This is a genomic window from Paraburkholderia sp. LEh10 (assembly GCF_017814945.1).
Lineage (GTDB): Bacteria > Pseudomonadota > Gammaproteobacteria > Burkholderiales > Burkholderiaceae > Paraburkholderia.
The window spans coordinates 158,560-184,989 of sequence record NZ_JAGIPX010000003.1; the positions used below are offsets into that span (position 1 = coordinate 158,560).

A 26,430-nucleotide genomic window follows, 5' to 3' on the forward strand; every position below is an offset into this window, starting at 1 on the left:
CTGAAGATGCGTAAATTAATGATGTCCCTGCTGATGGCCGGCTCGCTGCTGACGGTCGGCATCGGCGCTGCCCTCGCGGACGACGCGTCGGCACCCGCAGCGGCTTCCGCTGCGGCCACCACGGCGAGCGCGCCGGCTTCGTCGGATGCAGCGGCGGCGCCCGCTGCGAGCGCGCCTGCCGCAGACGCTTCGGCGGCACCGGCGGCCAGCGCTCCCGCTGACGCATCGGCCGCGGCGCCCGCTTCGGAAGCGGCGCCCGCGGCACCGACGGCGCCGTTCTCGGTCGATTCGTCGAAGATTAATTCCGGCGACACCGCCTGGATGCTGACCTCGACGGCCCTCGTGCTGTTCATGACGATCCCTGGTCTCGCGCTCTTCTACGCCGGCATGGTCCGCAAGAAGAACGTGCTTGCCACCGTCATGCAGAGCTTCGCGATCACCTGCATCGTGACGGTGATCTGGACGGTGATCGGCTACAGCCTCGCATTCACGCCAGGCGGCTCGTTCATCGGCGGCTTCTCGCGCGTGGTGATGCACGGCATGGCCTATATCAAGGGCGACAAGGCCACGACGCTCACCGTCAGCCACCTTGCGCCGACCATCCCGGAATCGGTCTACTTCATCTACCAGATGACGTTCGCGATCATCACGCCGGCGCTGATTACCGGCGCGTTCGCGGACCGCATGAAGTTTTCCGCGATGCTGATCTTCATGACGCTGTGGTCGATCATCGTCTATTCGCCGATCGCGCACATGGTCTGGGAACCGACGGGCTGGCTGGCTAGCGCGGGCATCCTCGACTTCGCGGGCGGCACGGTGGTGCACATCAACGCGGGTATCGCGGGCCTCGTCTGCTGTCTGGTGCTCGGCAAGCGCACGGGCTACGGCAAGGACTCGATGGCGCCGCACAACCTCGTGCTGACGATGATCGGTGCGTCGATGCTGTGGGTTGGCTGGTTCGGCTTCAACGCGGGTTCGGCAGTGGCGGCTGACGGCCGTGCCGGTTTCGCGATGATGACGACGCAGGTTGCAACGGGCATCGCCGCACTGGGCTGGATGTTTGCCGAATGGATCGCGAAGGGCAAGCCGTCGGTGCTCGGCATCGCATCGGGCGCAGTGGCGGGTCTCGTGGCGATCACGCCGGCTTCGGGCTTCGTCGGCGTGGGCGGCGCGCTCGCCATCGGCCTGATCGCGGGCGTGGTGTGCTTCTGGTCGGCCACGTGGCTCAAGCACAAGATGGGCTACGACGATTCGCTCGACCCGTTCGGCGTGCACTGCATCGGCGGTATCGTCGGCGCGATCCTGACGGGTGTGTTCGCCGTCAAGGACATCGGCGGCGCGGACGGCAGTGTGATCATCCAGCTGAAGGGCGTCCTGACGACGCTCATCTACAGCGGCGTGATCAGCTTCATCCTGCTGAAGATCATCGACGTGACGATCGGCCTGCGCGTGACGGAAGAAGAAGAGCGCGAAGGTCTCGACGTGATCCTGCACGGCGAGCACGTCGAATAAAGCAACATTTCCCGGCGACGGGTTCTCGAAAGGTATAAGCACAGCGACTTTGGCCCGCCTTCACGGCGGGCTTTTTTCATGCTGCGGCGCCTCGACGCCGCATGCCGCAATCTCATCTCACAAACAGCAGATTTTCCGGCTATCGTTCCTATAGGGAGAATGCATCCACCCATAACTTGCGAATGGAGAAACCGTCCCCAAATGGGCAGGGCAATTGCTCTACAATCTTTTTTCTCCAGTCTGCGAGTGATCATGGTTCCGCATTTAGTTACGGCGTTAAACGGCCCGCTGCTCGACCTCGAGCGGAAGATCCTCGACGCCACGCCCGCGATCGAACGCTGGTTCCGCCTCGAATGGCAGGAGCACACGCCGCCGTTCTATTGTTCGGTCGATCTGCGTAACGCCGGTTTCAAGCTCGCCCCCGTCGATACCAATCTCTTTCCCGGCGCGTTCAACAATCTGCCGCAGGAAACGCTGCCGCTCGCCGTGCAGGCGGCAATGGCGTCGATCGAAAAGATCTGTCCGGACGCGAAGAACTTGCTCGTGATTCCCGAGCGTCACACGCGCAACGCGTTCTATCTGGAAAATGTCGCGCGGCTCGCGACGATCATGCGCCAGGCGGGGCTGAACGTCCGCTTCGGCACACTTGACGAAAGCATCGTCGGGCCCGTCACCATCTCGCTGTCGGACGGCCAGAAGATCGTGCTGGAGCCGCTGGAGCGCTCTGCGCGCCGGCTCGGGCTGAAGAACTTCGACCCGTGCTCGATCCTGCTGAACAACGATCTGTCGGGCGGCATTCCGCCCATCCTCGAAAATCTGCACGAGCAATACGTGCTGCCGCCGCTGCATGCGGGCTGGGCCGTGCGCCGCAAGTCGACGCACTTCTCGTGCTACGACGATGTCGCGAAGAAGTTCGCGAAGATGGTCGAGATCGACCCGTGGATGATCAATCCATATTTCGCGCACGTCGAGGGCGTCGACTTCGAGGCGCGCATGGGCGAAGAGGCGCTGGCCGATGCGATCGACGGCGTGCTCAAGAAGATCGCGAAGAAGTACCGCGAGTACGGCATTTCGGAACGGCCGTACGTCGTCATCAAGTCGGACGCGGGCACCTATGGCATGGGTGTGATGACGGTGCACGACGCGTCTGAAGTCGCCGCGCTCACCAAGCGGGAGCGCACGAAGATGGCGACCACGAAGGAAGGACTCGAAGTGCACGACATGCTCGTGCAGGAAGGCGTCTACACGTTCGAGCGCATCGGCGAGGAGGTGGCCGAGCCCGTCGTGTACATGATCGACCGGTATGTGGTCGGCGGTTTCTATCGCGTGCATGGCAGCCGTGATCGCGACCAGAATCTGAATGCGCCCGGTATGCATTTCGTTCCGCTCGGCTTCGAGCATACGGCGCTGCCGGATGCGCACGCCAAGCCGGGCGCTGCGCCGCCCAACCGCTTCTACATGTATGGCGTGGTGGGACGGCTCGGGCTGCTGGCGGCATCGGTGGAACTCGAAAAGACCGATCCGGAGGCGATCCAGGTCTGAGGACGGACGCGCTGGCGGGTTGTCCGCCGTGCGGTGCGTCAGCAACGCGTGACCGGCTCATCATGAGCAGGCCATCTGCAAGATCTGCCCGCTCGCGGTAGGCTGACGCTCCCGCCGCGTCGAGCGCGGCTGCAACGGCACGTGGGGCGCGCCGCTTCGGCGCATTCGCCTGACGTACGCCACGACGAACAATGTGAGGCCCGCGAGGGCGCATCAGGAACTCCATGGACATTCTCTTCATCGCCGACCCGCTTTCCCGCTTCAAGATCTATAAGGATTCGACCTACGCGATGATGGCCGAGGCCGCGAAGCGCGGCCATACGTTGTACGCGTGCGAGCCGCAGCATCTGGCGTGGACGGGCAGCGGCGTCGAGGCGAACCTGTACCGTTTCGAAATCGTCGGCGATCGGTCGGATGGCCACCGCGACGTCTGGTACGAAGCGCAGCCCGTCGAGCCGCGCGCGCTGGCGAGCTTCGGCGCGGTGCTGATGCGCAAGGACCCGCCGTTCGACATGGAATACGTGACCTCGACCTGGCTGCTCGAGCTGGCCGAGCGCGCGGGCGCGCGCATCTTCAACAAGCCCCAGGCCATCCGCGACCACTCGGAAAAGATGGCGATCGGCGAGTTTGCGCAGTTCGTCGCGCCGACGCTCGTCACGCGCGATCCCGCCCGCCTGCGCGCGTTCCACGCCGAACATGGCGACGTGATCCTGAAGCCGCTCGACGGCATGGGCGGCATGGGCGTGTTCCGCGTGAAGGCGGATGGCATGAACCTCGGCTCGATCGTCGAGATGCTGAGTCACGACGGAGCGCGCTCAGTGATGGCGCAGAAGTTCATTCCCGAGATCAAATCGGGCGACAAGCGCATTCTGCTGATCGGCGGCCAGCCGGTGCCGTACTCGCTCGCGCGCATTCCGCAGGGCAACGAGGTGCGCGGCAATCTCGCGGCGGGCGGACTGGGTGTCGCGCAGCCGCTGACGGCGCGTGATCGCGAGATCGCCGAGACCCTGGGCCCGGTGCTCCAAGCGCGCGGCCTGCTGCTCGTCGGGCTCGATGCGATCGGCGACTGGCTGACCGAGGTGAACGTCACGAGCCCGACGTGCTTTCGCGAGATCATGGATCAGACGGGCTTCGACGTCGCAGGCATGTTCATCGACGCACTGGAGAAAGCCGTCGGTTGAAGCGGTGCGTGCGTGCCGCCATGTTCAGGGTTGGAAATTGACGCGCTGTCGACCCGTCCATGATGGGCCAGCCAAGCGTGAAAAGGCCGAAAGCGTGAAAATGAGGCTGTTACAATGCCCGCTCCCCTGAAAGCGGCCCGCGAGGGCCCGCGTGATCCGGCCCCTTGGCGGCCCGATCTCAGGCGAGTTCGATGGACCTGCTTTTCCGTTCGCCGTGTCTGGCCTTGGGTTTGGCACAATCGCGGCGTCCCGGAAGCACGGCCGCGATTTTCGGGCGGTTTTCTGCAGCAAGGCTGACATGGCAGGCATTCTGATCATTGCACACGCTCCCTTCGCCACCGCGCTACGCGAGTGTGTCGCTCACATTTACGGCGGCTTGCCCGCCCGCATCGGCGTCATCGACGTGTCGCCGGATTGCGATCCCGCAGAGGTCGTATCGTTCGCGCATTCGGAAATCGACAGGCTCAAGGAAGAAAACGGCGCGCTCGTGCTGACGGACATGTTCGGCGCGACGCCGTCGAACATCGCGGGGCGGCTCGCGACGATTCCCGACGTGCGCGTGCTCGCGGGTGTGAATCTGCCGATGCTGGTGCGCGCCGTCTGTTACCGCGCGACGCCGCTCGACGTGCTCGTCGACAAGGCGCTGGCGGGCGCGACCAAGGGCATTCATTCCGTCGGGCCGGCGACCCCGCCTGCCGCTTCCGTCACGAACACCGACGACTGTATTCCCGCGACACCACCCGACAGCGCGCTTGCCGAGACCTGCAAGGCGGGCGGCTACACCGGCTGCACCGGGAACGACGCATGAGCGCTCCGTGCCGTGCGCAGCAACGCACGCGCACCGCGTGGCGGCTTTCCGTCTAAATTTCGATCACTTCAACATCAGCGCATCGGACCCATTCATGCTGCAACAGGAAACGACGATTGTGAACAAATTGGGGCTGCACGCTCGCGCGTCGGCCAAACTGACACAACTTGCCGCCAACTTTCAGTCGGAAATCTGGATGAGCCGCAACGGCCGGCGCATCAACGCGAAGAGCATCATGGGCGTGATGATGCTGGCGGCGGGCATCGGCAGCACGGTGGTCATCGAGACGGAAGGCTCGGACGAAAAAGAAGCGATGGATGCGCTGCTTCAACTGATCGCCGACAAATTCGGCGAGGGACAATAAAAAAGACGGCTGCCGCTTTCGTTCTGGAAGAAAACGCCGCGCAATGTCGCGGCGTTTCCATTTTGGCCGTCGAGTTTGTCCGAGGCGCGTCGCGCACGCGGCATTCTGTTGCTTCTGTCGATGAAAGCGGCGATGCCCGGCGATGCGAATGCCGAAAACAGATGCATTGCAAGCTCGACGAGAGCCTCGAGGCCGTTGCGCAATCCCGTTGCATGCTGCGCTGCACAGCGCCGTTACGCGGTACGGAATTTATAATGATCGGCGGGGTCTGAGAGCACTGCAGCGGTTTGCCGCGGCATTACACAACTAGAGGAGGTGCGCGTGTCGTTCACGCTGCATGGAATTCCCGTGTCACGCGGTATCGCCATCGGGCGGGCATATCTGATCGCCCCGGCTGCACTCGACGTCGACCACTATCTGATCGAGCCTACGCAGATCGAAGGCGAGGTGGAGCGTTTTCGCACGGCGCAAACGACGGTGCATTACGAACTCGATGAACTGCGCGGCGATCTTTCCGCCGACGCGCCCACCGAAATGGGCGCCTTCATCGACGTACATTCAATGATCCTGAACGATCCCATGCTCGTTCAGGAAACCATCGACCTCATCCGCACGCGCCGCTACAACGTCGAATGGGCGTTGACGGAGCAGCTCGAACGCCTGACGCGTCACTTCGACGAAGTCGAAGACGAATACCTGCGCGAGCGCAAAGCCGACATCGAACAGGTGGTCGAGCGCGTGCTGAAGGCGCTCGCGGGCGCGTCGGGCGCGCTGATCAACGGCATTCATGGCCGCTGCGACGAAATGATCGTGGTGGCGCACGACATCGCGCCCGCCGACATGATGCAGTTCAAGACACAGACGTTCCAGGGCTTCGTCACGGATCTCGGCGGCCGCACGTCGCATACGGCGATCGTCGCGCGCAGTCTCGGTATTCCTGCCACGGTCGGCGTGCAGCACGCGAGCGCGCTGATCCGTCAGGACGATCTGATCATCGTCGACGGCGATCACGGCATCGTGATCGTCGATCCGGCGCCCATCGTGCTCGAAGAGTACTCGTACCGGCAGAGCGAGAAGGCACTCGAAGCGCGCAAGCTGCAACGCCTGAAGTTTTCGCCGACGCAGACGGTATGCGGCACGCGCATCGAACTGTGCGCGAACATCGAGCTGCCCGACGACGCGCAGGCCGCGCTCGATGCAGGCGCGACGGGCATCGGCCTGTTCCGCACCGAATTCCTCTTCATGAACCAGAAGGACGGGATGCCGGAAGAGGAAGAGCAGTTCACCGCGTACAAGCGCGCGGTCGAGTTGATGAACGGTATGCCCGTGACGATCCGCACGATCGACGTCGGCGCGGACAAGCCGCTCGATTCGATCGGCGACGAGTTCGAGACGGCGCCCAACCCGGCGCTGGGCTTGCGCGCGATCCGCTGGAGCCTGTCCGAGCCGCACATGTTCCTCACGCAGTTGCGCGCGATCTTGCGCGCGTCGGCGTTCGGCTCGGTGAAGATTCTGATTCCGATGCTCGCGCACGCGCGTGAGATCGACCAGACGCTCGACCTGATCCAGGAAGCCAAGCGTCAACTCGACGACGCGGGGCTCGCCTACGATCCGAACGTCCGCGTCGGCGCGATGATCGAGATTCCGGCGGCGGCGATCGCGTTGCCGCTGTTCCTGAAGCGGCTCGATTTCCTGTCGATCGGCACCAACGACCTGATCCAGTACACGCTCGCGATCGATCGCGCCGACAACGCGGTCGCGCACCTGTACGACCCGCTGCATCCCGCAGTGCTGCATCTGATCGCTTTCACGCTGCGCGAGGCAAAGCGCGCGGGCGTGCCCGTGTCGATCTGCGGGGAAATGGCGGGTGATCCGTCGCTGACGCGTTTGCTGCTGGGCATGGGGCTGACGGAATTCTCGATGCACCCGAGCCAGTTGCTGCTCGTCAAGCAGGAAATCCTGCGCTCGCATCTGAAGACGCTGGAGAAGCCCGTCGCCGACGTGCTGGCCGCGTTCGAGCCGGAAGAGGTCCAATCGGCGCTGGAGCGCGTCGCGCAGGCCTGACGCGCTTCTTCAGGCGCTGCTTCGTGGACCTTCCGGCGTTACAGTCAAACTGACGGACGGTGCCGCTCGCCGCACACGGGACAGTCGGGCTGGCGCGCGATGCGCATCGTGTTCCACTCCATCCGAAGCGAATCTAGCATCATCAGGCGGCCCACCAGCGGCTCACCGATCTCCGCGATCACGCGCAGCGCTTCCGCCGCCTGCATCGCGCCGATGATGCCGACCGTGGGCGCGAACACGCCCATCGTCGAGCAGGCGACCTCCTCGAACGGCTGGTCTTCCGGAAACACACAGGCGTAGCAGGGTGAGTCGTCGTTGCCGAAATCGAACGTGCTGATCTGGCCATCGAACCGCAGCGCCGCGCCCGATACGAGCGGCACGCGATGCGCGACGCACGCGCGGTTGATCGCGTGGCGGGTCGCGAAGTTGTCCGTGCAGTCGAGCACGACGGACGCTTGCGGCACGGTGTGATCGAGCCACGCGTCATCGACGCGCTCGGCCACTGTGTTTACTTCGACGTCCGGGTTCAGTTGCGCGATCGTGTCGCGTCCTGACTCGACCTTCAGCCGTCCCACCGACTTCGTCACATGCAGGATCTGCCGCTGCAGGTTGGTGAGATCGACGGTATCGGCGTCGACGAGCGTCAGCTTGCCGACGCCCGCTGCCGCCAGATACATCGCCGCCGGGGAGCCCAGCCCACCCGCGCCGATGACAATGGCGTGCGCATCGAGAAAGCGTTGCTGAGCCTCGATGCCGAGTTCGTCGACGAGGATGTGGCGGGAATAGCGCAGAAGTTGGTCGTCGTTCATGGCGGGGCGCGGCGCGTGTCGTAGTGGTCGCGCGCGCGGGAGAGGGAATGCGGCGCGGTTCTCGTTATTCTAATCGCGCGGGGAAAGTGTCTTCGCGGCACGCCGCGAAGACACGGGTGACGCTTACTTGGTCGGCGTGGCCGGTTGTGACGCCGGCGCCGTCGCCGACGCGGGCGCCGCCGGGTTTGTCGCCGTCGGCGTGGACGGCAGCGCCGGCTTCACGGCAACAGGCGCCGACGCCGATTGCGCCGGTTTGTTCTGCGCGAGACGACGCTCCATCAGCGATTTCGATTCGATCACCTGCTTGCCTTCGAGCTTGTTCAGGCCTTGTTGCAGCATGAAGTCGTCGGCGGAACCGAACTCGACCGGCTTGCGATCGCGATCCTTCGCGCGCTGGTCCGGCGTCTTCTTATCGTTCTGCTCTTCGAGCAGGCGCAACTGGTCCATGCGCTCCTGTTCGCGCTGTTCCTGTTCCTTCTTCTCGTTCGGGTCCTGCGTGTTCGCAAGGTGGTTCGAGTAGTCCACTTCGCGCGTGACGAGCGCGTCGTCGGGATCGCCGTCCGCATATTGATCGACCGCGACGTCGGGACGGATGCCCTTGTTCTGGATCGAACGGCCGCTCGGCGTGTAGTAGTAGGCGGTGGTCAGCCGCAGCGCCGTATCCGCCGTCATCGGACGCACGGTCTGCACCGAGCCCTTGCCGAACGTCGTCTTGCCGGCGATCAGCGCGCGATGCTGATCCTGCAGCGCGCCCGCGACGATTTCCGACGCCGACGCCGAGTACGCGTTGGTCAGAACGATCATCGGCACGGTCTTGAAGATGGGCGGCAGGCTCTTCAGCGGATCGCCGTCGAAGGACGGCAGGCGATAGTTGTCATAGGTGTCGCGATAGACCTGCTTCGAGTCCGGAATCTGCCCGTTGGTCGACACGACGACGGAATCGGGCGGCAGGAACGCGCCCGCGACGCCGACGGCGCTTTGCAGCAGACCGCCGCCGTTGTTGCGCAAGTCGAGGATCAGGCCCTTCAGGTTCGGCTGCTGGCGCGCGATGTCCTGCAGCTTGGCTGCGAGGTCGGGCACCGTGCGCTCCTGGAAGCTGGTGATGCGCACGTACGCGTAGCCCGGTGCGAGGACCTTCGCCTTCACGCTCTGGACCTTGATGATCGCGCGCGTCACCGTGAGCGGGAACGTGCGGTCGTCGGTCTTGCGGAAGATGGTCAGCGTGACCTTTGTGCCCGGCTCGCCACGCATCTGCTTGACGGCTTTGTCCAGCGTCATGCCGCGCACGGGCTTGTCGTTGATGCGGGTGATCAGGTCGCCGGGGCGGATGCCGGCGCGGAACGCGGGGGTGTCTTCGATCGGCGAAATGACCTTGATCAGCCCGTCTTCCTGCGAAATTTCGATGCCGAGGCCCGCAAAGCGCCCCTTGGTCTGTTCCTGCAGCTCTTCATAGTCGGTCTTGTCGAGATACGACGAGTGGGGGTCGAGGCTCGACACCATGCCCTTGATCGCGGCCGTCAGCAGCTTCTTGTCGTCGACGGGCTCCACATACTCATGCTTGATCTGCCCGAAGACTTCGGCGAAGAGCCGCAGCTGGTCGAGCGGCAGCGGCGAGGACGCGGGTTGCTGGGCCGAGGCGCTGAGTTGCAGGGTTGCAAAAACGCCGGTAGCGAGGCCCGCGGCGATAAGGCCGATGTTTTTCAGGTTCTTTCGCATAGAGTATGTTGCGGTCGGAAGCGCGTGGCAGCGTCAAAGGATAAAGGACGGACAAGTATAACGTGACGCTCGCACGGCCTGTATGGGTCGGTTGATCGGGGTTCGACAGCGCACGCGCAGCGAGGTTCTAAGGATCGCTGGCGCCCCGGGGAACGAATGTGCGCTGGCCGACGCCAGCAATGCCAAAAATGGCGCTACGTATAGGGTGATTCGGGGTGGTTCGGGATGAATCGGGTGATTCGGGGTGATTCGCCAATACCGTTGCGCATGCATCGGTATGGATCGCCGTTGCGCGCGGCTCCTGCCCGCGACACCTGCGGCGCCGGTGTGGCGGGAATATGGCGCGTACATGGCAGTGCTGTCAGTAAAGCGGGAGTAAGCGCGTACAATTCCAGGAGCCCGCGCAAGATCGCGCGAAACATGGACGAAAAGCGGCCGGTAAGGTAAATAGTGCGTCCGACAGCGTGGCCCGACCACCGCGTGGCCCACAGCGCTGTGGGCCACGCCCGTACCCAGCGTAGGACGCCGCAGCCGTGCTCAGCCCGCCTTGCCCTGCTTGGCGACAGCGGCCTGCGCTTTGGCGATCGCTTCCTGATCGCCGAGGTAATAGTGCTTGATCGGCTTCAGGTCCTCGTCCAGTTCGTAGACGAGGGGCACGCCGTTCGGAATGTTCAGGCCGACGATGTCGCTGTCGGAAATGTTGTCCAGATACTTGACCAGCGCGCGGATCGAGTTGCCGTGCGCGGCGATCAATACCTTGCGGCCCGACTTGATTGCGGGCCCGATCGATTCGTTCCAGACGGGCAGCACCCGCGCGACGGTGTCCTTCAGGCATTCCGTGAGCGGCAGCTGCTCACGCGGCACCTTCGCGTAGCGCGGATCGTTGTACGACGTGCGTTCGTCGGTCGGCTCCAGTGCGGGCGGTGGGGTGTCATAGCTGCGGCGCCAGACCAGCACCTGGTCGTCGCCGAACTTCGCGGCCGTCTCGGCCTTGTTCAGGCCCGACAGCGCGCCGTAGTGCCGCTCGTTCAGACGCCACGAGTGCACGACGGGGAGGTACATCAGATCCATCTTGTCCTGCACGTGCCAGAGCGTGCGGATCGCGCGCTTGAGCACCGAGGTGTACGCGATGTCGAACGTGTAGCCCGAGTCTTTCAGCAGCGTGCCCGCCTGCTGCGCTTCGAGGTTGCCCTGTTCGGTCAGGTCGACGTCGACCCAGCCGGTGAAGCGGTTTTCCTTGTTCCACGTCGATTCGCCGTGGCGGATGAGAACGAGTTTGTACATGTCGTGCCGGTCGGTAGTGAGGAAGCGGTAATCGGGGCGGAACGGCAGCCTGCGGCTGGCGGTCGCCATCGCGTCAAACGGTTATTTTATAATGGTCGGATTGCCCTTTCCGATTTATCCGATTCCTTCCTTTTTTCCGGCGGATCTTCCGTGAAGTTTTTCACCGATTACACCAACCTTGTACTGATTGCGATTGCCCTCGTCTCCGGGGCGTTGCTCCTGTGGCCGTCGATTTCCCGGCGCGGACGCGGCGGCCTGTCGGCGGCTGCCGCCACGCAGCTGATCAATCGCCGCAACGCCATCGTCATCGATCTGCGGCCCGCGGCCGAGTTCGCCAGCGGCCATCTGCCGTCGGCGCGCCAGATCGAGTTTGGCGAGCTGCAAGCGAAAGTCAGCCAACTCGGGAAGAATAAGAGCAACCCGGTGCTGCTGGTATGCCAGACGGGACAGCAGTCGAACAAGGCGGCACGTATCGTGCGCGACGCAGGCTATGCGGAAGTGCACGTGCTGGAAGGCGGTGTGAACGCCTGGCAGCAGGCCGGCATGCCCGTCGTCAAACAAGGAGTTGCGAAGTGAACAAAGTGATCATGTACAGCACGCAGGTGTGCCCGTATTGCCAGATGGCCGAACGTCTACTAAAGTCGCGCGGCGTCGAGCACATCGAAAAGGTGCTGATCGACAAGGATCCGGCGCGCCGTCAGGAAATGATGACGCGTACGGGCCGTCGCACGGTGCCGCAGGTGTACATCGGCGACAGGCACGTCGGCGGTTACGACGATCTGTCCGCGCTCGATCGCGCGGGCGGTCTGACGCCGCTGCTCGAAGCCGCCGCCTGACGTCGAATCGGTGCGGCGGGGCAGCGAAAAAACGAGAAAGCCGGGCAGCGCTTTCGCGCGGTTCGCACCGGCTGGCTGGACGCCGTCCCTCGGGGCGGCCTGAAACACCATGAGATCTGGCGGCACTGTCCGCCGCAACGAAATATAGGGAGCAGAAAACCATGTCCGACGACAACAACCAGCCGTTCTTCAATATCCAGCGCATCTATTTGAAGGACATGTCGCTCGAGCAGCCGAACTCGCCGGCTATTTTCCTGGAGCAGGAAATGCCGTCGGTCGAAGTCGAAGTCGACGTGAAGGCCGAGCGTCTCGCGGACACGGTGTTCGAAATCCTCGTCACGGGCACCGTGACGGCCAAGGTCAACGACAAGGTCGCGTTCCTGATCGAAGCGAAGCAGGCAGGCATCTTCGACATCCGCAACATTCCGGCTGAGCAGATCGATCCCCTCGTCGGCATTGCTTGCCCGACCATCCTGTTCCCGTATCTGCGCTCCAACATCGCCGACGCGATCACCCGCGCGGGCTTCCCGCCCATCCACCTGGCCGAAATCAACTTCCAGGCGCTGTACGAGCAACGCGTCGCACAGATCGCCGCGCAAGAAGGCGGCGCGGGCAGCGCGGCGCACCACTGACGCACGCGGGCGGTGCCGGCTATGAAGGTCGCGGTTCTCGGCGCCGGTGCATGGGGCACCGCACTCGCCGGCCATCTGGCCGCGCGTCACGACACGGTGCTCTGGGCGCGCGATGCCGCGCTCATCGCCGAACTCACCACATCGCACGAAAACGCCCGCTATCTGCCCGGCGTTGCGTTACCGTGCGCGCTTCAGTTCGAGTCGAACCTCGCCTTCGCGCTGGATCACGCGCTCGCCGATGACACGCTGTGCGTCATCGCGACGCCCGTCGCGGGCTTGCGCGCGATGCTGCGCACGATGCGCGACGCGGGCAAGGTGCCGGCGCATATCGTCTGGCTCTGCAAGGGCTTCGAAGCCGATACGCAATTGCTGCCGCATCAGGCCGTCGCGCAGGAACTGGGCGGACATTCAAGCAATGGCGTGCTGTCCGGCCCGAGCTTCGCGCGCGAAGTGGGGCAGGGGCTGCCCGTCGCGCTGACGGTGGCGAGCGCGTCGGCGGCGTGCCGGGAGCGGACCGTCGCGGCGTTCCATCATGGCGCGATGCGCATTTATAGCGGTGACGACGTAGTCGGCGTGGAAGTCGGAGGCGCGGTGAAGAACGTGCTGGCGATCGCCACCGGCATCGCCGACGGTCTCGGTCTCGGCCTGAACGCACGCGCGGCGCTGATCACGCGCGGTCTGGCGGAAATGTCGCGCCTCGGCGCGGCGCTCGGCGGCCGCGCCGAGACTTTCACAGGCCTGACGGGGCTCGGCGATCTCATCCTGACCGCGACGGGCGATCTGTCGCGCAACCGCACGGTCGGCATGCAGCTAGCCAGCGGCCGCTCGCTCGACGATATCCTGGGCGCGCTCGGTCACGTCGCCGAAGGCGTGCGCTGCGCGCGCGGCGTGCTGTCAATCGCGCGGGACAAGCGCATCGAAATGCCGATCACCGAGGCTGTCTGCGACGTGCTGTTCAACGGCGTCGCGCCGCGGGACGCGGTGAGCGCGCTGCTGCGCCGGGACGCCAAGGCGGAGTAGTCGAAAAAAAGGCGGCCTTCGTGCCCAGGTCTGGTCGAAAGACTTGTAACGCAGCCGGTAAAGGCTAGCGCCGAACGGCTCGCCTCTTTTGCTGTCCACTTCGTATCGTTGCTGTGATCGATACGGAGGTTTCCCCATGCTCACCATTGGCCGTTGCACGCTCGAGGCGCGCGTCGTCGACATCACGACGCTCGACGTCGACGCGATCGTCAACGCGGCGAACACGTCATTGCTCGGCGGAGGTGGCGTCGACGGCGCGATTCATCGCGCGGCCGGACCGGACCTTTTGCGCGAATGCGAGCCGCTAGGCGGCTGCGCGACAGGAGACGCGAAGATGACAGCCGGTCACAGGCTGAAGGCGCGTCACGTGATACACGCGGTCGGACCCGTGTGGCACGGCGGCGAGCGCGGCGAGCCGCAGTTGCTGGCTTCGTGCTACCGGCGCTCGCTCGAACTCGCGCGCGATGCGCACCTGTCGAGCATCGCATTCCCGGCGATCAGTTGCGGCATCTATCGTTTTCCGGCCGACGATGCGGTGCGCATCGCCGTTCAAACTATCATCGACACATTGCCGAAAGCGCCTTCCATCGAACGCGTGATCTTCGCGTGCTTCGACGAGGCGATGTACTCGCGCTACCAGGCAGGACTCGACGGGCGCCTTCAGGCGCCGCCTTCGAATCCCGCCTGACGCCATGCCTCGAAGACGACGACAGCCACCGTGTTCGACAGGTTCAGGCTGCGGTTGCCGGCGCGCATCGGCAGGCGCACGCGCTGTTCGTCCGGAAAGCGGTTCAGCACGGCGTCCGGCAGGCCGCGCGTTTCGGCGCCGAACACGAACCAGTCGCCAGGGTTGAACGCGTGCGAATGGAACGGGCTGGAGCCGCGCGTCGTGAACGCGAACATGCGCGCGAGGTTCGGCTCTTCGCTGTCGAGCAGTGCGTCCCAGTTGCGATGCACGTGCATTTGCGCGTACTCGTGATAGTCGAGACCGGCGCGGCGCATTTTGGCGTCGTCAAGCGGAAAGCCGAGCGGCTCGATCAGATGCAGGCGCGCGCCCGTGTTTGCGCACAGGCGGATCACGTTGCCGGTGTTCGGCGGAATTTCAGGCTCGACGAGAACGACGTTGAACATAAGCGGGTGAGTCGAAAACTAGTTTTTCGGTGTGCGAAGCGCGACGAGATTCGTCACGCGCCGCGCGCCGGCTGCCTTCAGCGTGCGCGCCAGTGCATCGAGCGTCGCGCCCGTCGTCATCACATCGTCGACGATCGCGACATGCAGCCCGCGCACGGGCCTTGCCACTTCGAACGCGCGCCCGACGTTCTGCCGGCGCGCAGCGAGATCGAGCTTCGATTGCGGCGCCGTGTCGATTACGCGCCGCACGAGCGTCGCGTCGCTGCGAATGCCCAGCGCTTTCGCGCAGGGCCGGGCGATTTCCCATGCCTGGTTGTAGCCGCGCTCGACGAGCCGCCGCGCCGACAATGGCACGGGCGCGACGACGTCCGGGCAATCGCGTTCGTCTAGCGCGTCCATCGCGGAACTTGCGAGCCGCCGCGCAAACTCATGCGCCAGCGCGAGCCGGGCGCGAAACTTGAGGCCGACGGCAAGCGCGTCAAGCGGCGCCCGATAGTCGGCGAGCGCCACCGTCGCGTCGAACGCGGGCGGCGCTGAGATGCAATCGCCGCATCGATAGCGCATGACGCTCGCGCGCCGAAAGCCGCTCAACGGTACGGCGCACACGGTACAGCGCAGCCGCGCTTCGTTCCACCATGCTTCGTCGCAAAAGCCGCACAGAGTCTTATGCGACATATTGCCGCATAAGGCGCACGGAGTCGGCAACGCGAACCACGCGAGCGCCCGTAGTTTCGAGATGGATCGTTGCGCGAGTCCGACAAACCGGTCACGTAACGGTCGTCGCGAAAGAGGCGCGAGAGACCACCGAAAAGCCCATTTCGGCATATCGACAGGCCTCCCGAGGCCGCTGACACTGAAGGGACGGAATCGAGCGAGTATACTTCGCACTCTTCGTCCGTACGACTCCATAACCGTGTCTCCCACCGAAACTAGCCGTCCGGCCTATGATTCGCGCCGTCTTCGGAAGATTTTCGACCGCCGGGCCGCCACGTTCGACGACGTCGCGTTCCTGCCGCGCGAGATCGCTCAACGCATGCGCGAGCGGCTCGACTACATCAAGGTGAACCCGGCGCAGGTGCTCGATGCGGGCTGCGGCGCGGGCGACGATCTCCCTTCGTTGCGCGAGCGCTTTCCCGAAGCGCCCGTGTTCGGCGCTGATCTTTCGCGAGCGATGCTCGCTCGCGCCGTCACGCACGACGCCGCCGACACGAGCTGGCGGCGCTTTCTGCCCGCCTCGCTCGGCAAGGCGCTTGGCTCCCGGGGACCGCGCTTCGCGCAGGCCGATTTTTCCGCGTTGCCTTTCGCTTCGGGCGCATTCGACTTCATCTGGTCGAATCTCGCGCTGCACTGGCACTCGCGGCCCGATCTCGTGTTCCCCGAATGGCAGCGGGTGTTGAAGGTCAACGGCTTGCTGATGTTCAGCACGCTCGGACCCGACACGCTGAAAGAATTGCGCGGCGCCTACGCCGAAATCGAGGCTGCGCACGGCGCGAGCTCGCGCAAGCATGTGATCGACTTCGTCGACATGCATGATCTTGGCGATATGCTGGTTGAAAGCGGCTTCGAGATTCCGGTGATGGACCAGGAGACGCTCACCATCACCTACAAGTCACCCGAGTCGCTGCTTGCGGACGTGCGCCGCTGGGGCGCGTATCCGTTCGAGCGCGAGGTGCCGCCGGGCGCGGCGCCCAAGCGCATGCGCCGTGCGCTGCTGGCCGCGCTCGAAGCGCGCCGCCGCGGCGACGGCACGATCCCGCTGACCTTCGAGGTGATCTACGGACACGCATGGAAAGCGGTGCCCCGCACGACGCCGGAAGGGCATGGAATCGTGCGGATCGAGGACATCGGACGAGGCGGGCAAAAGAATCGTTGAGGCGGTAAAGAGGGCATCCGTTATGTCTGAAATTACCACCTCGAAAACCCTGCCAAAAGCTGCGTCAAATCGGCGCAGAGGCTTGTGCAGCTTGGCTTGGCGGGTGATAGAGCGTTGCTTGTGGATGCCCTGGATCGGCCCTATAATGCGTCAGTTTGTCGCTCAAAGTTCCCACAATTGGAGCGGCAGGCCCGAGGCGGCGGTTCGGGTAGCGGTATTTAAGCTGGGCGTGAATGGCAGTGGCAGTATGCGGTGACTGGCGGTTCGCGGGAGGCAGCGATGAATGCAACCGATCTGCTGGCTGAATCAGAACCCGTCCTCAAAGACTGGATGATGAAGCGCAATTGTTCGGTTTCACCGCGGCAATTCGTGTTCTTCTATGTCTCGCTCGCAGCGTTCTCGCTGTTGATAGCATTCTTGCTGGTCCTGTGCGGCGCGTGGATGGTGTTGCCGTTCACAGGTATCGAGCTGCTCGCTGTCGGCGTCGCATTCGCAATCTATGCGCGCCATGCTGTCGATTACGAGCGTATCCGGCTGTTTCCAAACCGGCTCGTGATCGAACAGGTCAGCGCCGAGCATCTCACGCAGTTCGAATTCAATCCGCGTTGGGTGCGGGTCGAACCAGGAGCGACGCCGCGCGACCGGATCAAGCTGGTTTCGCGTGGCGAAAGTGTCACGGTCGGGCTGCATCTTGCGCAAGATCGGCGCGCGCAATTCGCCGACGAACTGCGGTTGTGGCTCAGGCAGTGTTAGGCGCAAAAAGTTGCATATTGAATCGCGCGCCGTTCCACAGGACGAGGGGCAGCCTTCCAGCGGGGTCGAGGGTTTGAATGGAAATTTTGGGTAAGGAAGCTATGAAAACAATCAAGCGAGCCCTCATGGGCGTGCTGGCGTGTAGCGGGCTGCTGTTCGCCGGCGCCGCCCTTGCAGTCGGCGACAGTCCGGGCGGCCCCCGCGTCAATGAGATCAATCTCCAGCCGCCAGTGACCAGAATCGCCGAGGAGCTCTACAGCCTCCACACGTTCATGCTGATCCTGTGCACGGTGATCTTCATCGGCGTGTTCGGCGTGATGTTCTATTCGATCTTCGCGCACCGCAAGTCGAAGGGCTTCAAGGCCGCCAATTTCCACGAAAGCACCACCGTCGAAATCATCTGGACCATCGTCCCGTTCATCATCGTCGTGCTGATGGCGCTGCCCGCCACCAGGACAGTCGTCGCGATGAAGGACACCACGAACGCCGATCTGACCGTCAAGGTCACCGGCTATCAGTGGAAGTGGGGCTACGACTACGTGAAGGGTCCGGGCGAAGGCATCAGCTACCTGTCCACGCTGACTACGCCGCGTAGCGAAGTCAACGGCCAGACGCCGATCACGGACACCTATCTGCAGGAAGTCGACAATCCGCTCGTCGTTCCTGTCAACAAGAAGATCCGCATCATCACCACTGCCAACGACGTCGTGCACTCGTGGTACGTGCCCGCGTTCGGCGTGAAGCAGGACGCGATCCCCGGCTTCGTGCGCGACACGTGGTTCAAGGCAGAGAAGGTCGGCACGTATCGCGGCTTCTGTACGGAGCTGTGCGGCAAGGAGCATGCGTACATGCCCGTCGTCGTGAACGTGCTGTCCGATGACGACTACGCGAAATGGGTCGACGACCAGAAGAAGAAAATGGCCGCGGGCCAGGACGATCCCAACAAAAACTACACGCTCGCCGAACTGATGGAGCGCGGCGGCAAGGTTTACTCGGCGAACTGCGCGGTTTGCCACCAGCCGACGGGCAAGGGCGGCGGCGCGTTCCCGGCGCTCGACGGCAGCAAGGTCGCGAACGGCCCGCTCGCCGAGCACGTGAGCGTCGTGCTGAAAGGCAAGAACGCGATGCCGTCGTGGGCGCCCACGCTCAACGACGTCGAGATCGCCTCCGTCATCACGTTCGAACGCAATTCGTGGGGCAACCACACGGGCGACATCCTGCAACCGAAGCAGATCGCCGATGCGCGCAACGGCCGGCTGCCGTCGGGCGGCGATCACCTCGCGGGCGCAGCGGCGGCTGCCGCATCGGATGCGGCGGCGAGCGGCGCGGAAGGCGCGAGCGGAGCGGCAGCGGCAAGCGGCGAAGCGGGCGCATCGGCTCCCGCGGCAGCTTCGGGCGCTTCGGACAATGCTGCGGCATCGGCGCCGCAAGCATCGCTGCCCGCCAGCATCTACTTCGAGACGAACAGCAGCACGCTGCCCGCCGACGCGAAAGTGGCCATCGACGCAGCCGCGGCGTACGCGAAGGCGCATCCCGATGCGAAGGTCACGCTGTCGGGTTTCACCGACGCAACTGGCGCTGCCGACAAGAACGCGAAGCTCGCGAAGGCGCGCGCCGAAGCCGTGCGCGACGCGCTGAAGGCAGCAGGCATCGCCGAAGACCATATTCTTTTGAAGAAGCCGGAGACGATCACGGGCGGTGCGGACGCGAAGGAAGCACGCCGTGTTGAAATCAGCCCAGCGGCCTGACGTGTCACAGTCAGAAAAAAGCAGCATTCGTTTTAGGAGATTGTCATGTCTAGCATCGGACACGATGTAGTCGCGGGGCACGAGCATGTGCACGGCGATCACGCCCACGAGACGCCGCATGGCTGGCGTCGCTGGCTGTTCGCCACGAACCACAAGGACATCGGTACGCTGTACCTGCTGTTCTCGTTCATCATGTTCCTGTCGGGGGGCGTGATGGCGCTGGGCATTCGCGCCGAGTTGTTCGAGCCGGGTCTGCAGATCATGCGTCCCGAGTTCTTCAACCAGCTGACCACCATGCACGGCCTGATCATGGTGTTCGGCGCGATCATGCCGGCATTCGTCGGCTTCGCGAACTGGATGATTCCGCTGCAGATCGGCGCATCGGACATGGCCTTTGCGCGGATGAACAACTTCAGCTTCTGGCTGCTGCCCGTCGCTGCCGTGCTGCTGGTCGGTTCGTTCTTCACGCCGGGCGGCGCGACGGCCGCCGGCTGGACGCTGTACGCGCCGCTGTCCACGCAGATGGGCCCGGGCATGGACTTCGCGATCTTCGCGGTGCACATCATGGGCGCGTCGTCGATCATGGGCAGCATCAACATCATCGTGACGATCCTGAACCTGCGCGCACCCGGCATGACGCTGATGAAGATGCCGATGTTCGTGTGGACGTGGCTGATCACCGCGTATCTGCTGATCGCCGTGATGCCGGTGCTGGCAGGCGCGATCACGATGGTGCTGTTCGACCGCCACTTCGGCACGTCGTTCTTCAATGCGGCAGGCGGCGGCGACCCGGTGATGTATCAGCACATCTTCTGGTTCTTCGGCCACCCCGAGGTGTACATCATGATCTTGCCGGCGTTCGGGATCGTCTCGCAGGTGATCCCGGCGTTCGCGCGAAAGCCTCTGTTCGGCTATAGCTCGATGGTGTACGCAACGGCGTCGATCGCGATCCTGTCGTTCATGGTCTGGGCGCACCACATGTTTGCGACGGGCATGCCGGTGACGGGCCAGCTGTTCTTCATGTACGCGACGATGCTGATCGCCGTGCCGACGGGCGTGAAGGTGTTCAATTGGGTCGCGACGATGTGGCGCGGTTCGCTGTCGTTCGAAACCCCGATGCTGTTTGCCATCGGCTTCCTGTTCGTGTTCACGATGGGCGGCTTCACGGGCCTGATGCTGTCGATGGCGCCCCTCGACATCCAGTATCACGGCACGTACTTCGTGGTCGCGCACTTCCATTACGTGCTCGTGGCGGGCTCGCTGTTCGCGCTGTTCGCGGGCTGGTACTACTGGGCGCCGAAATGGACGGGCTGGATGTACAACGAGACGCGCGGCCAGATCCACTTCTGGGCGTCGATGATCTTCTTCAATCTGACGTTTTTCCCGATGCACTTCGTCGGCCTCGCCGGCATGCCGCGTCGCTATGCCGACTACCCGGCACAGTTCACCGACTGGAACCAGGTCGCGACGATCGGCGCATTCGGCTTCGGCCTTGCGCAGGTGTACTTCCTGTTCGCGGTTGTGCTGCCCGCCTACCGTGGCGGCGGCGAACTCGAGAAGGCGTCGGACAAGCCGTGGGATGGCGCAACGGGCCTCGAATGGACCGTGCCGAGCCCGGCTCCGTTCCACACGTTCGAGAACCCGCCGACGGTCGAGTAATCCGTTTTTTTCGAAGCTCTGCTCCGGCGCACGCAGCGCCGGAGCAGACAGGCTGGACCGAAGCGCCTTGCAGCAACACAGCACCAAGAAAAGTTCAGCATGACCCGGAATCCACAAAAAAGACGAACGCCTGAAGCCATTCGCGCAGGGAATCTGCGACTCGGTCTGATACTTATTGCCGTCGTCGCCGTCTTTTTTCTGGGTGCCGTCGTCAAACAGGTCTGGTTTCCATGATCTGCCGTGACGAGTCGAAGTCCCGTTGCACGTAATCTGTTGAGGAAGCTCGATGTCGACGCAACCGCCCACCGGGGCCGACCGTTCTTTTAACCGCTCGATGCTGTTCAAGCTCGTCGCCGTCGCGTTTCTGATGTTCGGCTTCGGGTTTGCGCTGGTGCCGATGTATCGCGCGATCTGCGAGGTCACGGGCATCAACAACCTCGTGCAGCGCGACGCGACGGCGCGCGAGGCGAAGAACACGCAGGTCGACATGAGCCGCACGATTTCGATCGAGTTCGACGCGAATGCGCGCGGGCCGCTAGGTTTCAAGCCGGAGCAGCACAGCATGGACGTGCATCCGGGCGAAGTGACGACGGTGATGTACGAGGTGAGCAACGAGCAGGCGCGCTCGATCCAGGCTCAGGCCATTCCGAGCTATGCGCCAAAGCAGGCGACCGAGTATTTCAAGAAGATCGAGTGTTTCTGCTTTACGCAGCAGACCCTGAAGGCGAACGAGACGAAGCGGATGCCAGTGGTGTTCGTTGTCGATCCGAAATTGCCGAAGGACGTGAAGACGATCACGCTGTCATACACGTTCTTCGAACTGAATACGCCCGCGTCCACGACGCGCGGCACGGAAGGTCAGGCGGCGGACAGCGCGGCGAAACCAGCCAGGGCTGGGTAAGCCGGACGAGCGGCCTGACGCGTGGCAACGACGCTTGCCCAAAGAAGGCGAGGATATGAGCGATAGCGGTCGCGACGGCAGAAAGAGCAGTTTTGGGCAGTCGATGAAGGCGGTGATGTGGTCGTTTCTCGGTGTGCGCAAACGTCGCGATCTGGAAGCGGATGCCACGCAGCTGAACCCGCTGCACGTAATCGCCGCAGCGCTGATCGGCGCGGCGATCTTCATTGGGGTGTTGATCCTGATCGTGCGCGCCGTGGTCGGCTAGGCGGGCGGGAGGCAAGGGCGGCCGTATCGCGCCCGATGGAATGGAGCAGGGCGGCGCAACGCAGCGCGCCGTTGGAGAGAGAGCCGGAAAGCAGCGCAGTCGGCTGTGGATTCAACCGGACAAGCGGAACAACTGGACTGAAGTGGAGAATCAACAATGAGCGGTCAAAACGAGAGCCCATACTATTTCATACCGCATCCGTCGCGGCACCCGATCAGCGCTGCAGCCGGCCTGCTGGTCCTGCTTGCATCGTTTGCGGCGTGGGTGAACGGCGAGCCCTGGGCGCCCATTACGGCGTTGATCGGCCTGCTGTGGCTGCTCTTCGTGCTGTACCACTGGTTCGGCGATGCAATCGCGGAGTCGGAAGGCGGCATGTACGGCAAGCGCGTGGATGCGTCGTATCGCTGGAGCATGAGCTGGTTCATCTTTTCGGAAGTCATGTTCTTCGGCGCATTCTTCGGTGCGCTGTTCTACGCGCGCCAGATCGCGATGCATCAGCTGGGCAGCCTCGACTACAAGCTGATCTGGCCGGACTTCACGGCCGTCTGGCCGAACATCGGGCCGGCAGACCTCGTCTCGCACTTCAAGTCGATGACGCCGTGGCCCGTTCCGACCATCAACACGGCGCTGCTGCTGTCGTCGGGCGCGACGCTGACGGTGTCGCACCACGCGCTGCGTGAAGATCACCGCAAGAAGGCAATCGCCTGGCTCGCCGCGACGCTGGTGCTCGGCATCACGTTCCTGTTCCTGCAAGGCTTCGAGTACTTCCACGCGTACAACGAGCTGAACCTGACGCTCGCATCGGGCGTGTACGGCTCGACGTTCTTCCTGCTGACGGGTTTCCACGGTTTCCACGTGTTCCTCGGCGGCACGATGCTCGCAGTCGTGATGGTGCGGATGATCCGAGGACACTTCACGGCCGACCATCACTTCGCGTTCGAAGGCGCGGCGTGGTACTGGCACTTTGTCGACGTCGTGTGGCTGGGTCTGTACGTCGTCGTGTACTGGTTGTAAGCGCCGGTTGCGAGCGGCGAGAGCCTGCGCGCCGTGCGTCATATCGACGCGGCAAGGCGCCGCGGGCGCCCGGCGCCTGACGCGGTCCAGACGTCAGGCGTACGGTAGCGGGAGCAGTATCGGACAAGACTCAGGCGCCGCCGCCCTCGACCACGTCAGGGCGGCGTTTTGCTTGGACGGCGAACAATTTTTCGGAATTTCGCCGATCGCGTAACGGTGTGTTCCCTGATCGGCGCGAAATTAAGTGGCATACTTCGCCGTCAAACGAAGACGGCGCATGATGGAACTGCGGCTGCGACGCAGCGCTCTGCCGCAAAACGCGTTCGGATCGAACGCGCGCCGTCGGCGGCGAGGACGCGTCAGCGTCCGTACGGAATGCCGGTCGATTGAATCCAGCCCATCCAATGCGCGAACAGGATGAACAGGAATAGCGAAATCGACAGGCCGACACGCGTCGCCAGCGACCAGACCATACGCTTCGTCCTGCCCCGGTCGTGCATCATGAAATACAGCGCGGACACCATGCTGGCGATGATCAGAGCGAAAGCGATGGGAACGAGAATGTGCATGGAACCAACTGAAATTCAGGAAAGCGAAAGCAACAGCTTCATTATCGCACCGTGCGCAACGGTTCGTACGTCCGCCGAAATTGCCCGATGAAGATCCGTCTGATTCCGACGCTGCTGATCCTTATCGTCGTCGCAGTCACCGTGCGGCTCGGCTTTTGGCAGCGCGATCGCGCGCATCAGAAGGAAGCGCTGCATGCACATATCACACAGTTCGGGAACGCGCCCGCGCAGACCATCGGCGCCGCGCGGATCGCGTTGAAGGACATCGAGTTTCATCGCGTGCGTGCTGTCGGACAGTTTATGCCGCAGCAAGTGGTGTACCTCGATAATCGCCCTTATAACGATCAGCCGGGCTTTTATGTGGTGATGCCCTTTAAACTGCGCGACGGCGGCTATGTGCTCGTCAATCGCGGCTGGTTGCCGCGCAACATGAACGAGCGCACGGCGATCGAGCCGTACGACACACCGAAGGGTGAGATCGAAGTCGAAGGCATCGCGCGCGCCGACGCAAGCCGCGCGTACGAACTCGGGAAGGGCGGCTCGGCCGCGCATCAGACGATTCGTCAGAATCTCGATGTCGCGTCGTATGCCACGGAAACCGGGCTGCCGCTGCAGCCATTCGTGATCCAGCAGATCAGCGACGACGGCGACAAGCTCGTGCGCGACTGGCCCGCGCCGACGACGGGTGTCGAGCGCAACTACGGCTATATGTTCCAGTGGTGGGGCATGGCCGTCGCCGCGATCGTGTTCGGCCTGTACGCGGCGAGGCGCAGCGCGAAGAACGCGAAGCTGACTCAAGGCAAGGGGCGCGAAGGCGGTCCGGGCAACGGACAGGCGCCGCATGCGTAACGCTTCTTGTGATTTGAACAGCATGAACCGGGACCGTCATCCGGCGCCATCATTGAAAGAGGATCAGTAGTGTCGATGCAGAATCCCCGTTCGCAGCGAACGGAACAAAGGCGCGCGCAACGCGAGCCGGGCGCGGTGCCGGGTCAGCCGAACGGCAAGGGCTCGTGGCAGCGCGGCCGCTGGATGGTGCTGCTGATTGCGCTGGTCTGCGCGGCCCCCGTGATCGCGTCGTACTTTACGTATTACGTGATCAAGCCGAAGGGCGGCACGACGAGCTACGGCACGCTGATCGACCCGCAGCGGCCGATTCCCGACTCGTTCGTCGTGACGGGCGAAGACGGCAAGCCGATGAAGCTCGCGTCGCTGCGCGGCCGCTGGCTGATGATCTCCGTCGACAGCAGCGCGTGCGACAAGGCGTGCGTGACGAAGCTCTATTTCATGCGCCAGGTGCGGGCGACCCAGGCGGGCGAACGCGAGCGCATCGTCAATGTGTTTCTGCGCACGGACGCGGGCAAAGTGCCCGACGTCGTCGATAGCGCGTACAAGGACACCGAAATGCTGATCGCTGATCCGAAGGACGTGGCCGCATGGCTGCCCGCCGCAGACGGCACGCAGATCGCCGATCACATTTACATGGTCGACCCGAACGGCAACCTGATGATGCGTTTTCCGAAGGACCCAGACCCGAGCAAGATCAAGGGTGATGTCACAAAACTGCTGAAATATTCGAGTATCGGCTAAAGTGCGCTGGCGGGCGAAAAGGCGCTTAGAGGCGAGAAGGGAAGATAGATGTTCGTATTGCAACTGGGACTGATCGGGCTGTGCATTGCGCTGCTGCTGCTGTCGTACGTGTGGGTGAAAGCCGACGACAACAAGTTCCGTAAGCTGGTCTGGGTCACGACGTTCCTGACGCTCGATCTGGTCATGTTCGGCGGCTTTACGCGCCTGACCGACTCGGGTCTCGGCTGCCCCGACTGGCCAGGCTGCTACGGCACGTCGTCGCCGTTCATCGCGCACGCGGCGATCAATGCCGCGCATCAGGCCATGCCGACAGGCCCCGTCAGCATGACGAAAGCGTGGATCGAAATGATTCACCGTTACTTCGCGATGGCGATTGGCGTGCTGATCATCGCGCAGACGTTGATCGCATGGGTTGCGCGCATCAAGCGCCGTCCGTTGCATGTTTCGCCGTGGTGGCCGACCTCGCTGCTGCTCTTGATCTGCGTGCAGGGCGCGTTCGGCGCGTGGACCGTGACGATGAAGCTGCAACCGGTAATCGTGACGATTCACCTGCTGCTCGGGCTTGCGTTGCTCGGCACGCTCGGCTGGCTCGCCGCGCGTCAGACGCCTCTGCCCGCGTACGAACCCGAATCGTCGCGCTGGCGTGCCGCCGCGCTCGCCGGCCTCGCGCTGCTGATCGTTCAGATCGCGCTCGGCGGCTGGGTCAGCACGAACTATGCGGTGCTCGCCTGCACCGATTTCCCGACCTGCAACGGCCAGTGGATTCCGTCGATGGATTTCGAACACGGCTTTCACCTGTGGCGTGCGCTCGGCATGACGGGCGACGGCGACGTGATCACGCAGGACGCACTCGTCGCGATCCACTGGACGCATCGTACGTTTGCGTTCTTCGTGGTCGCGTATCTGTTCTGGTTCGCGCTGAAAATGCGCCGCTTCGAGTCGCTGCGGCGGCCCGCGAACGGCGTGCTGCTCGTGATCATGATCCAGTTCGTCACGGGCCTGTCGAACATCGTCTTGCAATGGCCGTTGCCCATTGCCGTCGCCCATAACGGCGGAGCCGCGATCCTGCTGCTCCTGCTCGTTATGCTAAACTTTCGAATCGCTTATAGCCGTCCCGGCCGCGCCGCAGTTCCCGCGCGCGATGCCGCGCCAGCGTGAT

Annotated in this window: 29 protein-coding genes; 22 read left to right on the top strand and 7 right to left on the bottom strand. The window is 63.7% G+C overall.

Features of this window, described 5'->3' with window-relative positions; all coding sequences use genetic code 11:
* Positions 1-6 precede the first annotated feature (6 nt).
* The 5 genes from J8I87_RS03660 (at position 7) to J8I87_RS03680 (ending at position 5,407) form a co-directional block, all read left to right on the top strand.
* Positions 7-1,512 carry an ammonium transporter gene (locus tag J8I87_RS03660; RefSeq protein WP_209930088.1) on the top strand — a complete coding sequence of 502 codons (1,506 nt, stop codon included), beginning with the start codon at positions 7-9 and terminating at the stop codon, positions 1,510-1,512.
* A 252-nt stretch (positions 1,513-1,764) separates the two neighbouring features.
* Entirely contained in the window at positions 1,765-3,054 is a 1,290-nt protein-coding gene (gene gshA, locus J8I87_RS03665; protein WP_209930089.1) for a glutamate--cysteine ligase, read from the top strand.
* A gap of 224 nt (positions 3,055-3,278) precedes the next feature.
* Positions 3,279-4,235 (top strand): glutathione synthase, encoded by a 957-nt coding sequence (gene gshB / locus J8I87_RS03670; protein WP_209930090.1) that lies wholly within the window; start codon positions 3,279-3,281, stop codon positions 4,233-4,235.
* A gap of 298 nt (positions 4,236-4,533) precedes the next feature.
* Positions 4,534-5,043: a PTS sugar transporter subunit IIA gene (locus J8I87_RS03675; RefSeq protein WP_209930091.1), complete on the top strand. Its 510-nt coding sequence runs from the start codon at positions 4,534-4,536 to the stop codon at positions 5,041-5,043.
* Between the two features lie 94 nt (positions 5,044-5,137).
* Complete coding sequence (locus J8I87_RS03680; protein WP_209930092.1) at positions 5,138-5,407, top strand: HPr family phosphocarrier protein; 270 nt, start codon at positions 5,138-5,140, stop codon at positions 5,405-5,407.
* On the opposite strand, the gene J8I87_RS03685 is transcribed toward J8I87_RS03680, so the two are convergent.
* Positions 5,371-5,610 carry a hypothetical protein gene (locus tag J8I87_RS03685; protein ID WP_209930093.1) on the bottom strand — a complete coding sequence of 80 codons (240 nt, stop codon included), beginning with the start codon at positions 5,608-5,610 and terminating at the stop codon, positions 5,371-5,373. The genes J8I87_RS03680 and J8I87_RS03685 overlap by 37 nt on opposite strands.
* Positions 5,611-5,728: 118 nt before the next feature.
* Between J8I87_RS03685 and ptsP the strand changes: the two genes are divergently transcribed.
* Complete coding sequence (gene ptsP / locus J8I87_RS03690; RefSeq protein WP_209930094.1) at positions 5,729-7,471, top strand: phosphoenolpyruvate--protein phosphotransferase; 1,743 nt, start codon at positions 5,729-5,731, stop codon at positions 7,469-7,471.
* A gap of 44 nt (positions 7,472-7,515) precedes the next feature.
* On the opposite strand, the gene J8I87_RS03695 is transcribed toward ptsP, so the two are convergent.
* The 3 genes from J8I87_RS03695 to gpmA form a co-directional block, all read right to left on the bottom strand.
* Positions 7,516-8,280: a molybdopterin-synthase adenylyltransferase MoeB gene (locus J8I87_RS03695; protein WP_209930095.1), complete on the bottom strand. Its 765-nt coding sequence runs from the start codon at positions 8,278-8,280 to the stop codon at positions 7,516-7,518.
* A gap of 123 nt (positions 8,281-8,403) precedes the next feature.
* Complete coding sequence (locus J8I87_RS03700; protein ID WP_209930096.1) at positions 8,404-9,996, bottom strand: S41 family peptidase; 1,593 nt, start codon at positions 9,994-9,996, stop codon at positions 8,404-8,406.
* A gap of 537 nt (positions 9,997-10,533) precedes the next feature.
* Positions 10,534-11,280 carry a 2,3-diphosphoglycerate-dependent phosphoglycerate mutase gene (gpmA, locus tag J8I87_RS03705; RefSeq protein ID WP_209930097.1) on the bottom strand — a complete coding sequence of 249 codons (747 nt, stop codon included), beginning with the start codon at positions 11,278-11,280 and terminating at the stop codon, positions 10,534-10,536.
* Positions 11,281-11,430: 150 nt separating this feature from the next.
* On the opposite strand from gpmA, the gene J8I87_RS03710 reads away from it, so the two are divergent.
* The 5 genes from J8I87_RS03710 (at position 11,431) to J8I87_RS03730 (ending at position 14,456) form a co-directional block, all read left to right on the top strand.
* Positions 11,431-11,856, top strand: a complete 426-nt coding sequence (locus J8I87_RS03710) for a rhodanese-like domain-containing protein (RefSeq protein WP_209930199.1) — start codon at positions 11,431-11,433, stop codon at positions 11,854-11,856.
* A complete protein-coding gene (gene grxC / locus J8I87_RS03715; RefSeq protein WP_209930098.1) occupies positions 11,853-12,116 on the top strand; it encodes a glutaredoxin 3 in 264 nt (87 codons plus the stop codon). The genes J8I87_RS03710 and grxC overlap by 4 nt, the downstream gene beginning before the upstream one ends.
* A gap of 161 nt (positions 12,117-12,277) precedes the next feature.
* Positions 12,278-12,748 carry a protein-export chaperone SecB gene (gene secB / locus J8I87_RS03720; protein ID WP_209930099.1) on the top strand — a complete coding sequence of 157 codons (471 nt, stop codon included), beginning with the start codon at positions 12,278-12,280 and terminating at the stop codon, positions 12,746-12,748.
* Positions 12,749-12,769: 21 nt separating this feature from the next.
* Positions 12,770-13,768: an NAD(P)H-dependent glycerol-3-phosphate dehydrogenase gene (locus tag J8I87_RS03725; RefSeq protein ID WP_209930100.1), complete on the top strand. Its 999-nt coding sequence runs from the start codon at positions 12,770-12,772 to the stop codon at positions 13,766-13,768.
* A 136-nt stretch (positions 13,769-13,904) separates the two neighbouring features.
* On the top strand, positions 13,905-14,456 hold the full coding sequence (locus tag J8I87_RS03730) for an O-acetyl-ADP-ribose deacetylase (protein ID WP_209930101.1): 552 nt from the start codon (positions 13,905-13,907) through the stop codon (positions 14,454-14,456).
* Here the strand turns inward: J8I87_RS03730 and trmL are convergent.
* Positions 14,429-14,899 carry a tRNA (uridine(34)/cytosine(34)/5-carboxymethylaminomethyluridine(34)-2'-O)-methyltransferase TrmL gene (gene trmL / locus J8I87_RS03735; protein ID WP_209930102.1) on the bottom strand — a complete coding sequence of 157 codons (471 nt, stop codon included), beginning with the start codon at positions 14,897-14,899 and terminating at the stop codon, positions 14,429-14,431. The two genes, J8I87_RS03730 and trmL, sit on opposite strands and share 28 nt — an antisense overlap.
* Before the next feature lie 18 nt (positions 14,900-14,917).
* On the bottom strand, positions 14,918-15,574 hold the full coding sequence (locus J8I87_RS03740; protein ID WP_245253674.1) for a ComF family protein: 657 nt from the start codon (positions 15,572-15,574) through the stop codon (positions 14,918-14,920).
* Between the two features lie 238 nt (positions 15,575-15,812).
* Between J8I87_RS03740 and J8I87_RS03745 the strand changes: the two genes are divergently transcribed.
* From J8I87_RS03745 to J8I87_RS03780, 8 genes are all read left to right on the top strand, one after another.
* Positions 15,813-16,772, top strand: a complete 960-nt coding sequence (locus J8I87_RS03745) for a methyltransferase domain-containing protein (protein WP_409518721.1) — start codon at positions 15,813-15,815, stop codon at positions 16,770-16,772.
* A gap of 279 nt (positions 16,773-17,051) precedes the next feature.
* Complete coding sequence (locus tag J8I87_RS03750) at positions 17,052-17,525, top strand: DUF2244 domain-containing protein (RefSeq protein ID WP_209930104.1); 474 nt, start codon at positions 17,052-17,054, stop codon at positions 17,523-17,525.
* A 77-nt stretch (positions 17,526-17,602) separates the two neighbouring features.
* Positions 17,603-19,273, top strand: coding sequence for a cytochrome c oxidase subunit II (gene coxB / locus J8I87_RS03755; RefSeq protein ID WP_209930105.1), 1,671 nt, complete (start codon positions 17,603-17,605; stop codon positions 19,271-19,273).
* A gap of 45 nt (positions 19,274-19,318) precedes the next feature.
* Positions 19,319-20,932 (top strand): cytochrome c oxidase subunit I, encoded by a 1,614-nt coding sequence (gene ctaD, locus J8I87_RS03760; protein ID WP_209930106.1) that lies wholly within the window; start codon positions 19,319-19,321, stop codon positions 20,930-20,932.
* A gap of 99 nt (positions 20,933-21,031) precedes the next feature.
* On the top strand, positions 21,032-21,166 hold the full coding sequence (locus J8I87_RS03765; protein ID WP_209930107.1) for a cytochrome oxidase small assembly protein: 135 nt from the start codon (positions 21,032-21,034) through the stop codon (positions 21,164-21,166).
* Positions 21,167-21,218: 52 nt separating this feature from the next.
* Positions 21,219-21,833 carry a cytochrome c oxidase assembly protein gene (locus J8I87_RS03770; RefSeq protein ID WP_209930108.1) on the top strand — a complete coding sequence of 205 codons (615 nt, stop codon included), beginning with the start codon at positions 21,219-21,221 and terminating at the stop codon, positions 21,831-21,833.
* Positions 21,834-21,888: 55 nt separating this feature from the next.
* Positions 21,889-22,098 (top strand): DUF2970 domain-containing protein, encoded by a 210-nt coding sequence (locus tag J8I87_RS03775; protein WP_209930201.1) that lies wholly within the window; start codon positions 21,889-21,891, stop codon positions 22,096-22,098.
* A gap of 156 nt (positions 22,099-22,254) precedes the next feature.
* Positions 22,255-23,112 carry a cytochrome c oxidase subunit 3 gene (locus tag J8I87_RS03780; RefSeq protein ID WP_209930109.1) on the top strand — a complete coding sequence of 286 codons (858 nt, stop codon included), beginning with the start codon at positions 22,255-22,257 and terminating at the stop codon, positions 23,110-23,112.
* Between the two features lie 359 nt (positions 23,113-23,471).
* On the opposite strand, the gene J8I87_RS03785 is transcribed toward J8I87_RS03780, so the two are convergent.
* Positions 23,472-23,681, bottom strand: a complete 210-nt coding sequence (locus tag J8I87_RS03785) for a twin transmembrane helix small protein (RefSeq protein ID WP_087734172.1) — start codon at positions 23,679-23,681, stop codon at positions 23,472-23,474.
* A gap of 87 nt (positions 23,682-23,768) precedes the next feature.
* Here J8I87_RS03785 and J8I87_RS03790 point away from each other — a divergent pair, with 87 nt between their 5' ends.
* From J8I87_RS03790 to J8I87_RS03800, 3 genes are all read left to right on the top strand, one after another.
* Complete coding sequence (locus J8I87_RS03790) at positions 23,769-24,530, top strand: SURF1 family protein (RefSeq protein ID WP_209930110.1); 762 nt, start codon at positions 23,769-23,771, stop codon at positions 24,528-24,530.
* 69 nt (positions 24,531-24,599) lie between these two features.
* Positions 24,600-25,271 (top strand): cytochrome C oxidase subunit I, encoded by a 672-nt coding sequence (locus J8I87_RS03795; protein WP_209930111.1) that lies wholly within the window; start codon positions 24,600-24,602, stop codon positions 25,269-25,271.
* A gap of 48 nt (positions 25,272-25,319) precedes the next feature.
* Positions 25,320-26,429: a heme A synthase gene (locus tag J8I87_RS03800; protein ID WP_209930112.1), complete on the top strand. Its 1,110-nt coding sequence runs from the start codon at positions 25,320-25,322 to the stop codon at positions 26,427-26,429.
* Position 26,430: the final 1 nt, after the last annotated feature.

What these genes read in the sequence shown, in the direction of transcription:
- J8I87_RS03660 (WP_209930088.1), top strand. Translation starts at nt 7, where the DNA reads ATGCGTAAATTAATGATGTCCCTGCTGATGGCCGGCTCGCTGCTGACG.
- gshA (WP_209930089.1), top strand. Translation starts at nt 1,765, where the DNA reads ATGGTTCCGCATTTAGTTACGGCGTTAAACGGCCCGCTGCTCGACCTC.
- gshB (WP_209930090.1), top strand. Translation starts at nt 3,279, where the DNA reads ATGGACATTCTCTTCATCGCCGACCCGCTTTCCCGCTTCAAGATCTAT.
- J8I87_RS03675 (WP_209930091.1), top strand. Translation starts at nt 4,534, where the DNA reads ATGGCAGGCATTCTGATCATTGCACACGCTCCCTTCGCCACCGCGCTA.
- J8I87_RS03680 (WP_209930092.1), top strand. Translation starts at nt 5,138, where the DNA reads ATGCTGCAACAGGAAACGACGATTGTGAACAAATTGGGGCTGCACGCT.
- J8I87_RS03695 (WP_209930095.1), bottom strand. Translation starts at nt 8,280, where the DNA reads ATGAACGACGACCAACTTCTGCGCTATTCCCGCCACATCCTCGTCGAC.
- J8I87_RS03700 (WP_209930096.1), bottom strand. Translation starts at nt 9,996, where the DNA reads ATGCGAAAGAACCTGAAAAACATCGGCCTTATCGCCGCGGGCCTCGCT.
- gpmA (WP_209930097.1), bottom strand. Translation starts at nt 11,280, where the DNA reads ATGTACAAACTCGTTCTCATCCGCCACGGCGAATCGACGTGGAACAAG.
- secB (WP_209930099.1), top strand. Translation starts at nt 12,278, where the DNA reads ATGTCCGACGACAACAACCAGCCGTTCTTCAATATCCAGCGCATCTAT.
- J8I87_RS03725 (WP_209930100.1), top strand. Translation starts at nt 12,770, where the DNA reads ATGAAGGTCGCGGTTCTCGGCGCCGGTGCATGGGGCACCGCACTCGCC.
- J8I87_RS03730 (WP_209930101.1), top strand. Translation starts at nt 13,905, where the DNA reads ATGCTCACCATTGGCCGTTGCACGCTCGAGGCGCGCGTCGTCGACATC.
- trmL (WP_209930102.1), bottom strand. Translation starts at nt 14,899, where the DNA reads ATGTTCAACGTCGTTCTCGTCGAGCCTGAAATTCCGCCGAACACCGGC.
- J8I87_RS03740 (WP_245253674.1), bottom strand. Translation starts at nt 15,574, where the DNA reads ATGTCGCATAAGACTCTGTGCGGCTTTTGCGACGAAGCATGGTGGAAC.
- J8I87_RS03750 (WP_209930104.1), top strand. Translation starts at nt 17,052, where the DNA reads ATGAATGCAACCGATCTGCTGGCTGAATCAGAACCCGTCCTCAAAGAC.
- coxB (WP_209930105.1), top strand. Translation starts at nt 17,603, where the DNA reads ATGGAAATTTTGGGTAAGGAAGCTATGAAAACAATCAAGCGAGCCCTC.
- ctaD (WP_209930106.1), top strand. Translation starts at nt 19,319, where the DNA reads ATGTCTAGCATCGGACACGATGTAGTCGCGGGGCACGAGCATGTGCAC.
- J8I87_RS03765 (WP_209930107.1), top strand. Translation starts at nt 21,032, where the DNA reads ATGACCCGGAATCCACAAAAAAGACGAACGCCTGAAGCCATTCGCGCA.
- J8I87_RS03770 (WP_209930108.1), top strand. Translation starts at nt 21,219, where the DNA reads ATGTCGACGCAACCGCCCACCGGGGCCGACCGTTCTTTTAACCGCTCG.
- J8I87_RS03775 (WP_209930201.1), top strand. Translation starts at nt 21,889, where the DNA reads ATGAGCGATAGCGGTCGCGACGGCAGAAAGAGCAGTTTTGGGCAGTCG.
- J8I87_RS03780 (WP_209930109.1), top strand. Translation starts at nt 22,255, where the DNA reads ATGAGCGGTCAAAACGAGAGCCCATACTATTTCATACCGCATCCGTCG.
- J8I87_RS03785 (WP_087734172.1), bottom strand. Translation starts at nt 23,681, where the DNA reads ATGCACATTCTCGTTCCCATCGCTTTCGCTCTGATCATCGCCAGCATG.
- J8I87_RS03790 (WP_209930110.1), top strand. Translation starts at nt 23,769, where the DNA reads ATGAAGATCCGTCTGATTCCGACGCTGCTGATCCTTATCGTCGTCGCA.
- J8I87_RS03800 (WP_209930112.1), top strand. Translation starts at nt 25,320, where the DNA reads ATGTTCGTATTGCAACTGGGACTGATCGGGCTGTGCATTGCGCTGCTG.